A 13,396-nucleotide genomic window follows, 5' to 3' on the forward strand; every position below is an offset into this window, starting at 1 on the left:
CTATCAGCCAGACGGTTTATGTGGCCGGACGGATTTGACCCTGTATGACAGATTTCGGATTACAGGTGCGGATGCTTGTCGTCGGTGCGGTTCTGTTCGCGTTCTACGTTTTCGCCGGAACGGCACTGTCGGTGCTGTTAGGCCTGCCGCTTGTCCCGGTGCTCCTCGTCGGCATCCTCGTTGTGCCGGCGATCCAGTACAAGCTCGGGAAGTGGCTGGCACTCCGTGGCGCGGAGGAGATGCCGGACGACCAGCGGTTCGGCTACGTCCACCAGATGGTTCGGCGGCTCTGCAGAGATATGAATATCGAGGAGCCGCGACTGATGATGATGGACATGGGCGTGCCCAACGCCTTCGCCGTCGGCCGGAAAGGTGCGGGTGTCGTCGTCGTGTCGAGCGAACTGATGCAACTGCTGGATGATGACGAACTGGAGGGTGTCATCGCGCACGAACTGGCCCACATCAAGAACCGGGACGTCATCACGATGGTCGTCGGGCAGTCCATCGGAATGCTCGTCGGCTACGTCGCTTACTTCGCAGTGCTGTTCGGCGGCGAGCGAAACGTCGGTTCCTGGATCATGGCGATGATCGCCTCCTCGCTCGCGAACGCGCTGGTCATGGTGTTCGTGCTGGCGATTTCGAGGTATCGGGAATACGTCGCCGACGCGGACGCGCGCCGCGCCATCGGCACCGGCGAGCCGCTGGCCCGTGCGCTCGAAAAAATCTCTCGCGGTGCGGAGGGGCGGGAATCAGCCGTCGACGACAGCATGAACGCCCTCTGTATTTTCAACGCCGACAAGGGGCTGTTCGAGAAGCTGTTTTCGACCCACCCGCCGACGGAGAAGCGAATCCAGCGGCTCCGGTCCTGAACGAGGAGCTGCCTCGGCGCGGTCTGGTCGGACATCCCAACAAACGCCCCGTACAGCTCTCTGCTAACTGGCCGCTTATCAGCGTCGAGCCGAAAGTAGCGATATGTCTGATACAATGCAAGCGGCAGTCGTACCCGAGCCAGGGGCTGACTTCGAGGTCGTCGAACGAGACGTACCCGAGCCGGACCCCGGCGAGGTACGGGTCTCGGTCGACGCCTGTGGCATCTGTCACAGCGACGTGTTCGCCAAAGAAGGGACCAACCCGGTCGTCTCCTATCCGCGGGTTCCCGGCCACGAGGTGGCGGGCCACGTAGACGCCGTCGGCGACGCTGTCGACGCCTGGGATGTGGGCGACAGGGTCGGCGTCGGCTGGCACGGCGGCCACTGTTCGACGTGTGACCAGTGTCGGCAGGGGAACTTCCTCCAGTGTGAGAACGGTGAAATCACTGGGCTGAGCTACGACGGCGGGTACGCGGAGTACATGACCGCACCGTCGGAGGCGCTCGCAAAGATTCCGGAATCACTTGATGCGGCGGCCGCGGCACCGCTCCTCTGTGCGGGCGTGACGACATTCAACGCGCTGCGGAACAGCGATGCGAACGTCGGCGACCTCGTCGCCGTGCAGGGCGTCGGCGGCCTCGGTCACCTCGGTATCCAGTATGCACACGCGGCCGGCTTCGAGACGGCCGCGATCTCCCGAACGCCCGAAAAAGAATCGCTGGCGAAAGAGCTTGGAGCCGACCACTTCATTAACGCGGCGGAGACAGACGCCGGGCAGCGACTGCAGGAGCTTGGTGGGGCCGATGTGGTGCTGGCGACGGCACCGTCGAGTGACGCCATCAGTTCCATCGTCAGCGGCATCGGTGTCGACGGCTCCGTCGTGGTTGTGGGCGTCCCCGGCGAACCGGTAGCGGTGAGCGGACAGCAACTCGTCCAGACCCGGGGCGCTGTCGAGGGCTGGGCCTCCGGACACGCACGCGACTCACAGGACACGCTTGAGTTCAGTTCGCTTCGCGACATCGCACCGGAAATAGAGACCTACCCGCTCGAAGAGGTGAATGAGGCTTACGGCCGGATGATCGACAACGAAGCACGATTCCGGGCCGTGCTTGAACTGTAATCGGGCAGGTCGCGACACCGGCGGGAACACGTATTCCAGCGACACACCCAGCCGAAGCGACGACCTGCCGCCGTGATATCCCGGAGAGCAACGCCTTTGTCTGTGGGTCAAGAACCCGTATTCAATGGACGGCACCGCCGACGACCGCGTCTATTACGTCATCAGCGACCTCCACATCGGCGGCGACGAACAACTAGAGGACGTGGAGTTTCTGGACGAACTGCTTGATTTTTTATCGCGGCTGGAGACCACCGACGAGGACGTCAAGCTACTCATTAACGGCGACGCGTTCGGGCTGTGGGAGTTCACCGGGATGTCGGGACTGGAGAAGTTCGATGTCCTCGAAGCGACCTATCCGTCGCTGTTCGAGCAGTTGCAAAAGACCGGCGAGAACATCGAAATAACCCTGATCCCAGGGAATCACGACCACGAACTCGCGGCCTATGACGAGTACGCGGAGCGGTTCGCGGCGTACAACGTCAATCTCGTCCAGTCGAAGTCAATTACCCGTCCGGTCGGGGACCAGGCCATCCACTTCGAACACGGCAATCAGCAGGACCCCAACAACCGCATCGAAGACTGGGGCGACACCAACGTGACGCCGCTTGGCTACTACTACAACACGCTGGTGACGAGTCGGGCCGGCCAGCTCTCGGACCGGGGTCGGTACAACTGGCTCAAGGACGTGCAGGCGGTGACGCCAACGGAACGAGTCCCGGTGTGGATGCTTTCGAAGTACTTCTACCGGGAAATGAACCCGCTGTTGCGGTACGCACTCGTCCCGTTCCTGCTGTTGTTCAACGTTAGTGCTATCCTGGCGATTCTGGCGGCGTTGAACCTGCTCGGAGTCTGGTCGGCACCGGTCGAAACGACAACGTCGTTTCTGGGCCAGTTCGGCACCGTCGGGACCGCCATCTGGGTGCTGCTCGTGGTGAATGCGTCGCTGGCCGGGCTCCTGTTGCTCGTGGGCATCCCGCTGTATCTCCTTCGACGGGATATCAAGAAGACCATCAATCGCTTTGGCGTTTTCGAGACAGACCTCACAGTCGACACTCAGACGACGTACAAGGAAGCCGCCCGCGAAGTGTTCGACGAAAAGGAAGACGTGGTTGTCTTCTGCTACGGTCACACGCACCGACCGAGCGTGCAGTCAGTCGACGGTGGGTTAGTCGTCAACAGCGGGACTTGGCTCAAACGGCTCCACCGTCGGGACGGTGTCATCGGGCTGCTTCCCCCGGTGTTTTACCCCTCGTACCAGCTCTGTGCGGTCCGTATCACGGCCGAGGCGGGGCAGGTAATCGTCGACTACGAGGAAGTACAAAAGCCCAGCCCCAGTCCTGAGGAGCTAACACTCACTGAGCGCCTGCTGACGCTCGGTCGGAAACCTGACATCGAACTACCAGAGCGTGCGGTCGTGGAAACCGAGCAGTCGGTGTCTGCACCGGAGCCGGCTGAGCAAGAATTAGACTGATACAACGGAGCGTGGTCGCTGGCGGAGGGAGACTAATGAAGAGGCTTTTTGACACCCCATTGTTGGTGTATCCACTGAGAGGGTACATTCATGCCTTCGTGTGTGATTGATGTCTATCAAGCGTCAGACGGAGGGAAAGTGTTTGCTCCCGAAACGGAGGTTATGCAGAAAAGTCTATTACATACGACTGTAATGGCTACGTATGAGCAATACCGCGGACGATGGTCGGGCTGACGGGTCGCCACCGTCCACGGCAGAGTTCACACCGGAGCGAGTGCTCTCGGTGTTTCAAGATCGGGCGGACCAGGCGAAACCGTTGACGGCAACCGATGTGATGGACGCACTCGGCTGTTCCCGGAAAACGGCACACAACAAGCTCGACGTACTCGTGGAACGAGGGGATCTGGAAACGCGGAAAGTCGGGGCACGGAGTCGGGTCTGGTGGATCCCGTTCTCCCAGCTTGTCGGCTCGGGCGCGGAACCCCAACAGGAACGAGAGCCCCCGGTCGAGCACAGCATCGCCGACGCGGACCTGCCGGGGACGGGGGATGTACTCGACGACCGGCGTGCGGCGCTACGGGCTGCGTACGACTATCTCCGCGAAAACCCCGACACCGATGCCGGGAAACTCATTACCGAAGTGTTTCAGGAGCATCCGGCGGGGTACAAGACCGCTGACGAGTGGTGGGACGCTATCGGGCCTGCGCTGGAGGACCTCCCACAGGTTGACCTAGCTGTCGACCACGGACACGTCTGGCACTACGTCGGTGGGTGAGTTCACCGATGCCAGACGAAAAGCCGACGGAACAGTCGGACGTAGCGGAAGAGACGGAGTCGGAGACAGCAGAGGTGTACGCCTCCCGTAAAGAGCAGCGCTACCCAATCTCCTCGTACACCCCGGTCGCATACGATAACCTCGAGGCGGCACCGGAGAGCGACGACCATCCAGACACGGGGACCGGCGGGCGGTTCAGAGAACTCTCGTTGCCGAAAGTACCGAAGCTCCGCCATGTCGTCGGTCCAAGCGCGATCATGCTCGGGGCGTCGCTCGGCAGCGGTGAGACGCTGTTCTGGCCACATCTGGTCGCCAGCTACGGGTGGGGGCTGTACTGGCTGTTCCTCGTGGCCGTCTGTCTCCACTTTGTCATCAACACAGAGATACAGCGATGGACCCTTGCGACCGGTGAAAGCGTGTTTCGAGCGTTCGAGAGAGTGCACCCGGTCCTCCCACTAGCCATGCTTATAGGCGGGTTCGTCAGTCTCGGCTGGCCAGGGTGGGCTGCGAGCGCCGCACGAATCGGGGCCGAAGGGCTCGCCCTCGGCACGTACGACTTCGCCGGCGTCGACATCGTTGGCTGGCGACTGTTCGGCATCGGGCTCATGGTGTTCATCTGGGTCACATACCAGGTGACGCCGCTGATGTACAACGTCGTCGAGAGCCTCCAGCTAATCCTGGTGGCCTTGTCGATTGCGTTCACACTGCTGCTGTTCGTTCTCATCGGGTCGCTTGACGTACTGGTCAGCGTCCCGGGGAGCCTGACGGAAGTCGGCGACTACTCACCGGTCGGAACCATCGCTGTGCTGGTCGGGGCGCTGGCCTACGCCGGCGCGGGCGGCTACCTCAATCTCTCACAGAGCCTCTGGATACGGGAGAAAGGCTACGGAATGGGTCGGTATCAGGGCCGAATCAAGAACCCCTTCGCCGGCGACGACCCCGAGACGGTTCACGAGGACGGGTTCACGTTCACCCCGGACACGCAGAACCTCAAACGGTGGCGGGGCTGGTGGCGCGTGACACAGTTAGAACACCTGTTGACCTTCCTGCTGGGCCTCCTGCTGGTCACGACGATGCTGGTCGTCATCGCGGTATCACAGGCACCGGGGGCGACGAGTGACGCAGTCGATATGTGGCTCATCGAGATTGCGCCGTCGGTCGGCGGGTTCACGACGAGCGTCATCTACGTCACACTGTTTCTCGCCCTGTTCACGACCGAATACGCGATTATCGAGTCGTTCGTCCGGAACAGCTCCGATATTATCTACGAGCTGTACGGTCGGGAGGCGGGCTGGAGTCTGCCACGACTGTTCTGGGGACTCCTGACCGTCTTCTGTGGCTGGGGCGTGCTCATCCTCACCCTGCCGATATCGATATCCGACCCCTTCGGATTGCTCGTCGTTGGGGCGTCGATGTCCGGGTTATTGATGTGGCCATACATCGTCATCGTCCAGCTCGTCAATACAGTCCGGCTCCCGGAGCACACAATGCCGGGCTGGGGTCGGATCGCCGCAATGTGGGTCGCAGCCGCGTTTTTCGGCTATTTCAGCGTCCTCCTGATTGGAACTGGGCTGGCGACACGGCTGGGATTACAGATGTTCGCCGTGCAGACGGCCGTACTCGGCAGTGCACCGGGCGGGTACGCCCTCTGGGCGGTCTTCCTACTCGTCCAGGTGTATACGATGTATCGGGTGGGACGTGCGAAGGTTGCCTCAGACGGAACGGTCGCTGACGCGGCCACTGCGAAAGGGTGGTTCTCGTGACCGATGAACTCCGCGTCCACTTGCATTACACGATGCGCGGCTCGTACCCGCTCCGGCTTATCGACGTGTTGTTCTGTACGGATCGAGCCTACTTCGTCGAGTACGACTATCTGACACCCGTCGACCTGTTGTTCGGGTCGCCGGACCAGCGGGCTGCCGCCTTCGCGTCACAGGTGGTCGAGGAGGGCGTCCCCGCGGCCATCGAGACAGCCGAACAGGTCGAAACACAGTCATACGACGCACTCGACAGCGTCGATATCCACACGGGTGGCCGAATCGGTCGGCCGAAAATCACCGCACAGCCCCGGACAGACTCCGCGACGACGGTTCGCGTCCACGGTCAGTTCGACCCCGAACCGTTCACACAGGCGCTTCGGGCAACAGTTGACGGGCACGACGTCACGGTCAGGCAGAAAGACGGGTTTGGGTTCTGATCACTGCCGGGGGTTGTCGCTGCATACCCGGTTACTGGATCGCCGCTGCGACCATCTCGATGGGATGTGGCGGCTCAGTCTCGCCATCGCCGAAATCGTCGATCTGGGACCGGCAGGATGCGCCGGGTGCGACGACTTGCTCAGCAGGGGAGTCGTCTATCTGTCCCAGCAGGAGGTCCGCGATACCCTCGCTCATCGAGTAGTGTTCGGCCTCGTAGCCGAAACTGCCGGCCATGCCACAACAGCCCGAATCAAGCGGGTCGACAGCATATCCGGCCCGGCGCAGAACGCCGACAGCGTGGTGGTCTTTCTTTGTCGCCTTCTGGTGGCAGTGGCCGTGGTACGCCAGCGAGTCGCCCGATTCGTCGAAGGGGATCGTCTCTCCCAGCCGGTACGTATCGAGATACTCGCAGATGCCATACGTGTTCTCCGCGACGGTATCGACATCGTCGCCGGAGAGCAGGTCACAGTAGTCGACCTGATACATGACTGCGTCGGAAGGTTCGATAGTGACCACGTCCCAGCCGCCGCGGATTCGTGGCGCGAGCGCGTCCACGTTCGCCTGTGCCGTCTCGCGGGCGTGGTCCAGCATACTCTTGGAGAACGCGGGACGACCGCTGTCGGTCACACCGTCAGGCACGACCACGTGGACGCCCGCCGCCTCCAGCACTTCTACGGCGGCCTTCCCGACGTCCGGGTGGCTGTAGTTCGTGTAGGGGTCGGCAAGCAAGAGCGCCTTTCGGTCAGCTTTGCTCGCCGCGACCATTGCGCCGCCGCGGTCAGCCCACCAGTCCCGGAACGTGGTCCGGTGGAAGCCGGGTAGCGTCCGCTCTTCCGTGATACCGACCGTTTTCTCCATGAGCAGTCCCGAGCCCGGCAGGTCCATCAGCCAGTTCGACACCGGGGCGAACGTGCTTCCCAGCGAGAGCACTGTCTCGACGTTGGCGAACAGCCGGTCACGAAGCGAAATACCCTCTCGCTGGTGATGTTCGTGGACCACCTCGGCCTTGAGCTTCGCCATGTCAACGCCGCTCGGACAGTCCTTTTTGCAGCCCTTACAGCCGATACAGAGGTCCAGAACCTCGGTGACGAACTCCTCCTCGAAGGGGTCGTCGGGGAGGTCCCCGTCCATCGCCGACCGGAGCATGTTCGCCCGGCCGCGAGTGCTCGTGATTTCCTCCTCTGCGGCGCGGTAGGTCGGACACATGACGCCGCCGGTAGTCTCCTGATGGCCGGTACAGCCCGCACAGCCGTGACAGAGTTCGACCATCCCCTGGAACCCGTTCTCGTTGTCCCAGTCGAGTGCGGGGTCGAAGCCCGCGTCGAACTCGTAGTCGGGGTCGTACCGGAGATTCTCAGCCGGGTCGTGCTCACCACAGATGTTGCCCGGGTTCAGCCGCCAGTCAGGGTCGAACGCCGACTTCAGGTCGCGGAACGTCTCCCAGAGGTCGTCGCCGTAGAGCTTGCGGTTCCACTGGGTTCGGGCTCGACCGTCGCCGTGTTCACCCGACACGGACCCATCGTACTGGACGACAAGGTCAGTGATAGCGTCGGAGATGGCCTCCATCGTCTCGATGCCGTCGCCGGATTTCAGGTTCAATAGCGGCCTGATGTGCAGGACGCCGGGGCCGGCGTGGGCGTAGTAGGAGGCAAATGTGTCGTGCTCGTCGAACAACTCCCGGATGTCGGCGATGTATTCCGGGAGATTCTCGGCCGGAACCGCCGTGTCCTCGACGAACGGCCAGTGCTTGTCGTCACCAGTCCGTGACAGGAGAATCGGCAGCCCGGCCTTGCGCATCTTCCAGAACTTCGCCTGTCGGTCCGCGTCGTATGCCTCCAGCGCATCGACAGCGTGGACTGGGGCATCGGTAACCGAACTCGCCTCCTCGCTCGGGGACTCTCTGGCGTCGTAGCCCGGGAGTCGGTCAGCGAGCAGGTCGGCGACCTTCTGAGCGCCATCATCGGGCGAATCGGCGTAGAACTCGACAAGCAGCGTCGAATCCGTCTCTTCGGGGAGCATACTGACGACGTCGGCGAACTCTGGCGTCTCCGCGGCAAGGTCCAGAAGCACGTCGTCCATCACCTCGACGGCCGATGGGTCATGGTCGAGAATCGGGGCGACGTCTTGCATCGCCGAGATGATGTCGTCGTAGGTCAGCATAGCGATGGCCGTAGCGTCGGGAACGGGTTCGAGCGAGACTGTCGCCTCAGTGACAACAGCCAGTGTCCCTTCGCTCCCGGCGAGCAAGCGGGCAAGGTTGACTTCGCCGCGTTCCCTAGCGCTGTCGACCAGTTCATCCAGATTATATCCCGAGACGTTGCGCTTGAGCTCCGGATATCTGGCGTCTATCTCCGTCGCGTCCTCCGAGAGGATCTTCGCGACTTCGGCGTAAATCCGGGTTTCGAGGTCGGCGTCCGGGCCGGCCTCGGCTGCCCGCGCTTCGATGTCCTCGACGTCCACCCAGCCGAAGGTCGTCCGAGTTCCGTCCGCGAGAACGACCTCACACTCCTCGATATAGGCGTCTGTCTTGCCGTATTTCAGCGAGTGTGCGCCGGTCGTGTTGTTTCCGATTGCACCGCCGAGGACGCTCTTATCACCCCACGCCGGGTCCGGCGCGAACTTCAGCCCGTGGGGTTCGAGCCGGTCGTTAAGCCGGGCGATAGTGATGCCGACCTGCGCACGGGCCCGCTGTGCATCCGGGTCGACCGACAGCGGCTCATCCATGTACCGCTTGAAATCGAGGACGACCGCCTCATTGACGGCCTGCCCGGCGAGACTGGTCCCGCCGCCCCGTGGAAGCACCGGAATATCTTCCGCGGCGCAGTACTCCATCACCGCGACCACGTCCTCGGTCGAGACCGGCGAGACGACGCCGATGGGGAGCTGTTCGTACGCGCTCGCGTCGGTTGCGAACAGCTCACGAGTGTACGTGTCGAAGCGTACGTCGCCGTCCACGCGCTGCTCCAGCGCCGAAACAAGGTCCGGTCGGTTGACGCTGTCGCCCTGATAGTCGTAGTTCGCGCTCGGGTCTGTCGCCGGGTCACGTTGCTCGGGGAGTCGGGAATCGTATGCCATGAGTAGGGAGTAGGTGGAGGGTAGGTGGGTAGGTGAGTCGGGTTAGAACGCGCCCGGAGCCACGACGTAGGCGAGAATGAGCGTCAGTATGCCCGTGAACACGCCGTAGTACAGCACCGGAATCAGTTCGAGGCGGATGACACGCCCCTCCTCGCCGATGAGGCCGACCACCGTGAGGGCGGCGACCACGTTGTGAATCGCGATGAGATTGCCGATTGCGCCGCCGACCGCCTGTGCGGCAACGACGATCTGGGTCGGCGCGCCGATCTGCTGTGCGGCCTGGAACTGGAACAGCCCGAACAGGATGTCGCTGACAGTGTTCGAACCGGCGATGAACGCGCCGAACGCGCCGATGAAGCCCGAGAAGAACGGGAACATCTGGCCGGTCCCACTTGCCGTGATTTCGGACAGCAGACCGAGCATCCCGGAGTTGATCGGCGCGGTCTCCAGCACGATTGCACTACCGGTCCGCTGCATGATCATGACCGTTGCGACCGCGAACCACAGCGCGACGACAGCCGGTGCAATGTTCCGAAGCGCCTCACTCCACGAGGCCTTGATTTCGTCGGTGGACATCCCGTGGAGCGCGTAGGTAATCACGGCAACCAGCACGAAGAGGCTCCCCGGGAGGTAGAACATCTCGACGCCCTCCGAGAACGGCGTGCCAAGGATGTTGTTCCACATGAGAACGCCGTTTGTCGCCAGGAACTCCTGAACCGGACCGACGACGCGGGTCACGACGAGCAACGCGGCGACGAGGAGGTACGGCAGCCAGGCCATACCCAGCGACATATCCTGCGAGTGCGAGTCTTCAAACGTTGCCGTGCCACCGTCGGCTGCAACAGTTCCCTCTCGGCTCCCGCCCGACGTGGTGCCGACACCCTCTCCGGGTTCGATGCTGCCGATCCAGTGGTCCGGCCACTGGGCCTGCGGGCCGAAGTCCCATTCCTCATCGGGGAGGAAGTAGCCAGCTCGCAGCGTCGTCGTGACCACGAGCAGCCCGACCATCGCACCCAGCAGCGCCGGGAACGTCGGGCCGAGGAAGTACGCGGTAGCGACGTACGGAATGGCAAAGGAAGCCCACGCGAATAGGCACAGCGGCAGGACTTCGAGCGCAGGCTTGATCGACCGCTCCTCGCCGAAGAACCGGGTCATCATCGCCACGCCGATGAACGGGATGGCGATGCCAACGATAGCGTGGATGAGCGCCGCCCACACGCCAATCTGGGCGACGTAGGCACCGACGCTCGCGAAGCCACCCTGCTGAAGCACCTGCTGTGAGGCGCCCGTGCCCTCCGCGAACACCACGTCACGCAGTCCGATGATCAGCGGCGTCCCGACCGCACCGAAGGTGATTGCGAGGATATTCCCCGTGAGCGCAACGACCACTGCGGCCAGTGGCGGGAAGCCCAGACCGACCAGCAGCGGGCCAACAATGGCTGCGGGCGTCCCGAAGCCAGCCGCGCCCTCGATGAACGACCCCATGAGGAAGACGAGCAGGATGACCTGTACGCGCCGGTCGTCGCTAATCGAGGAGAACCCTGCGTTGATGACCTCGAACGCACCGGACTGTTTCAGCGTGTACAGCAGGAGTATCGCCCCAAAGACGATGACAAGAATTCTGGTCGCTGTCAGCGCCCCACGTATTGATGCGGCGGCGATCAGCGTAGGGGACATCTGCCAGCCGACGAAAGCGGCGATGGCCGCCACCGCCCACGCGATGGGCATCGTCCGTGTCGCGGGCTGGTACAGCCCGACCATCAGCACCGCAATCGTCGCCAGTGGTAGCAGTGCCATCAACACCAGTGTGTGTTCAGACATTGGTTCTCACCCCCGGAATCTGTTCGTCCGGACAGGCCGAACTTCCACCAGCCACCCGCTCCGGGAGGCGATGTCGGACTCTCATTTCGGCACCACCTCGCTACGCAAGTCTATCGCTCGAAACCTTCCGATACAGCGGTTTCTGGTAGGGTGCATCAATCACGCCGTCTGGCAGGGAGTATTTATACTTATCTACTGTTTACATCATCATCTATCCAGAATAGCGGTGGAATAGAAGCGAGAAGCCCTGACGGGACAAAATACAGGGTTTATGATGTGTGTCTGGGTAGAATGGAGTACAGTTGTGTGTACCCGGTATAACGGTGCTTTACGCCGCGATTACACTCAACTGTACTCCTACAGCAGCACCATACAGTCGTCTGTATCTGGCCGTTTCAGGGCGTTATTCACAGTCCTGTGGATACGGTTGGAAATCGGGTCGTATCGGGGGCCAACGTTGCGGCTGTTATGGCCACCGTGGCGCGGCGCTGGCGCGCGGTGGGATGACCCGGATGCTCAGGACCAAGATACACAAAACCGTATCTGAGGCAGCTAAATCTCTTCTGGAGGATTCCCGATGAATGCCCAACAGAGGCGAACCCGGATGGCATCCACTAATCGTACGGATTGCCGCTTGGCGAACGCCGTTACGGCGGAAGAGGAAATCACGACTATGACACGCGTCACGGTCTGGAACGAGAACGTCCACGAACAGGAACACGAAGCTGTCGCGGACCTCTACCCAGACGGGATTCACGGCACTATCGCCACAGCACTAGCAGAGCGCGGGTTCGACACGGAAACCGCGACGCTTCAGGAGCCTGAACACGGGCTCACCGAGGATGTACTGGCAGAAACGGATGTTCTGACCTGGTGGGGCCACGCCGCGCACGACGAAGTTGCTGACGAGGTTGTCGCCCGAGTGAAACAGCGGGTCCTCGACGGCATGGGGCTCATCGTCCTCCACTCAGGCCACTATTCCAAGATCTTCCGCGAACTGATGGGAACGACCTGCAGCCTCAAATGGCGCGAAGCCGCCGAAACCGAGCGCCTGTGGGTCGTCGAGCCAGGCCATCCAATCGCCGATGGCATCGACGAGTACATCGAACTCCCAGAAACCGAGATGTACGGCGAGCGCTTCGACATCCCCGCGCCGGACACGCTCGTGTTTAATTCCTGGTTCGAGGGCGGCGAGGTGTTCCGGTCAGGATGTTGCTACCGCCGCGGGGCAGGCCGAATATTCTATTTCCGGCCGGGCCACGAGACCTATCCAATTTACCACAACGACGCGGTCCAGCAGGTCCTCGCCAATGCCTGCGAGTGGGCCGCGGCCGGAGATGGTCCGGAGCCATCATTTGGCAACGCTGACCCGATTGAGGACATTGACGAAAGCGACGAGCGGTCAGTCCACTGATTTCGGCGTAGGCTTAGCGGAATCGTATATCGTCGAGGTGTGTTTACATCCTATTACACTGAATTCATACAGCCGTGGACTCCATGCAGTCACTATGGAAACGCGGGCTGTGTTTTCTCTCGCCATCGTTCAGTGTTTCCCAGATGGTTTACATCGAGTTGCACCCCAGTCGGAAGTGCCGATTCGAGATGGTCGAACAGCAGGTCAAGCGATGTCTCGACTGGCGACAACACCCGCCACCGGTACGCACCCCCGGTGCGTTCCGATTCGAAGACGACACCGTCGCCGATATAATCGGTAACGACAGCAGGCACCGCACAACACCGGTCAATCCGGGCGTGATACGTATATACAGTTCTGGCAGCCGGCTGCCGGTCGAGAACCTGGTATTCTCGCGTCCCAGAGCAGCCGTGTTCGTCGAGACACTCGTTACAGCGTTCGTCGTTGAGAAAGACTTCATCAAACGCGGGGATAGCGTCAGCGGGACCGTCTACATGATCGATGCGCCACATGGCGTTTTCAGTCACGGTACACGTGGCGTTCCGGAGTCGTAGCGTCGGGTACTCGTGAAACAGGTCCATTACCGGATCAGCACCCACAGTGAACCTGAGGGTGAACGCGAACTCCTTCACAGCAACCACATCGCTCTACGC

Annotated in this window: 10 protein-coding genes; 7 read left to right on the forward strand and 3 right to left on the reverse strand. The window is 61.9% G+C overall.

Going from position 1 to position 13,396, the window contains the following annotated elements; translation table 11 throughout:
• The first annotated feature begins 44 nt into the window (after positions 1–44).
• The 6 genes from G9C82_RS15915 (at position 45) to G9C82_RS15940 (ending at position 6,432) form a co-directional block, all read left to right on the forward strand.
• Entirely contained in the window at positions 45–869 is an 825-nt protein-coding gene (locus G9C82_RS15915; RefSeq protein WP_127014653.1) for a M48 family metallopeptidase, read from the forward strand.
• A 115-nt stretch (positions 870–984) separates the two neighbouring features.
• Positions 985–1,989 carry an alcohol dehydrogenase gene (locus G9C82_RS15920; protein WP_004965398.1) on the forward strand — a complete coding sequence of 335 codons (1,005 nt, stop codon included), beginning with the start codon at positions 985–987 and terminating at the stop codon, positions 1,987–1,989.
• Positions 1,990–2,113: 124 nt separating this feature from the next.
• Entirely contained in the window at positions 2,114–3,460 is a 1,347-nt protein-coding gene (locus G9C82_RS15925) for a metallophosphoesterase (RefSeq protein WP_127014654.1), read from the forward strand.
• 202 nt (positions 3,461–3,662) lie between these two features.
• Complete coding sequence (locus G9C82_RS15930; protein WP_004965402.1) at positions 3,663–4,235, forward strand: helix-turn-helix transcriptional regulator; 573 nt, start codon at positions 3,663–3,665, stop codon at positions 4,233–4,235.
• A gap of 8 nt (positions 4,236–4,243) precedes the next feature.
• On the forward strand, positions 4,244–5,998 hold the full coding sequence (locus G9C82_RS15935) for an Nramp family divalent metal transporter (protein WP_127014655.1): 1,755 nt from the start codon (positions 4,244–4,246) through the stop codon (positions 5,996–5,998).
• Entirely contained in the window at positions 5,986–6,432 is a 447-nt protein-coding gene (locus G9C82_RS15940; RefSeq protein WP_127014656.1) for a hypothetical protein, read from the forward strand. The genes G9C82_RS15935 and G9C82_RS15940 overlap by 13 nt, the downstream gene beginning before the upstream one ends.
• 31 nt (positions 6,433–6,463) lie before the next feature.
• Here the strand turns inward: G9C82_RS15940 and G9C82_RS15945 are convergent, their stop codons facing one another.
• Positions 6,464–9,508: an FAD-binding and (Fe-S)-binding domain-containing protein gene (locus G9C82_RS15945; RefSeq protein WP_127014657.1), complete on the reverse strand. Its 3,045-nt coding sequence runs from the start codon at positions 9,506–9,508 to the stop codon at positions 6,464–6,466.
• A gap of 42 nt (positions 9,509–9,550) precedes the next feature.
• Positions 9,551–11,329, reverse strand: a complete 1,779-nt coding sequence (locus G9C82_RS15950; protein WP_004965411.1) for an L-lactate permease — start codon at positions 11,327–11,329, stop codon at positions 9,551–9,553.
• Between the two features lie 673 nt (positions 11,330–12,002).
• On the opposite strand from G9C82_RS15950, the gene G9C82_RS15955 reads away from it, so the two are divergent.
• A complete protein-coding gene (locus tag G9C82_RS15955; protein WP_049944782.1) occupies positions 12,003–12,743 on the forward strand; it encodes a ThuA domain-containing protein in 741 nt (246 codons plus the stop codon).
• A gap of 92 nt (positions 12,744–12,835) precedes the next feature.
• On the opposite strand, the gene G9C82_RS15960 is transcribed toward G9C82_RS15955, so the two are convergent.
• A complete protein-coding gene (locus G9C82_RS15960) occupies positions 12,836–13,384 on the reverse strand; it encodes a hypothetical protein (protein ID WP_241244124.1) in 549 nt (182 codons plus the stop codon).
• Positions 13,385–13,396 lie beyond the last annotated feature (12 nt).

Source organism: Haloarcula sp. R1-2, from assembly GCF_011627385.1.
Lineage (GTDB): Archaea > Halobacteriota > Halobacteria > Halobacteriales > Haloarculaceae > Haloarcula > Haloarcula marismortui.

Bases quoted from the DNA above. Each gene is read 5' to 3' on its own strand.
- G9C82_RS15950 (WP_004965411.1), bottom strand. From the start codon at position 11,329: ATGTCTGAACACACACTGGTGTTGATGGCACTGCTACCACTGGCGACG.
- G9C82_RS15920 (WP_004965398.1), top strand. From the start codon at position 985: ATGCAAGCGGCAGTCGTACCCGAGCCAGGGGCTGACTTCGAGGTCGTC.
- G9C82_RS15915 (WP_127014653.1), top strand. From the start codon at position 45: ATGACAGATTTCGGATTACAGGTGCGGATGCTTGTCGTCGGTGCGGTT.
- G9C82_RS15935 (WP_127014655.1), top strand. From the start codon at position 4,244: ATGCCAGACGAAAAGCCGACGGAACAGTCGGACGTAGCGGAAGAGACG.
- G9C82_RS15930 (WP_004965402.1), top strand. From the start codon at position 3,663: ATGAGCAATACCGCGGACGATGGTCGGGCTGACGGGTCGCCACCGTCC.
- G9C82_RS15945 (WP_127014657.1), bottom strand. From the start codon at position 9,508: ATGGCATACGATTCCCGACTCCCCGAGCAACGTGACCCGGCGACAGAC.
- G9C82_RS15955 (WP_049944782.1), top strand. From the start codon at position 12,003: ATGACACGCGTCACGGTCTGGAACGAGAACGTCCACGAACAGGAACAC.
- G9C82_RS15925 (WP_127014654.1), top strand. From the start codon at position 2,114: ATGGACGGCACCGCCGACGACCGCGTCTATTACGTCATCAGCGACCTC.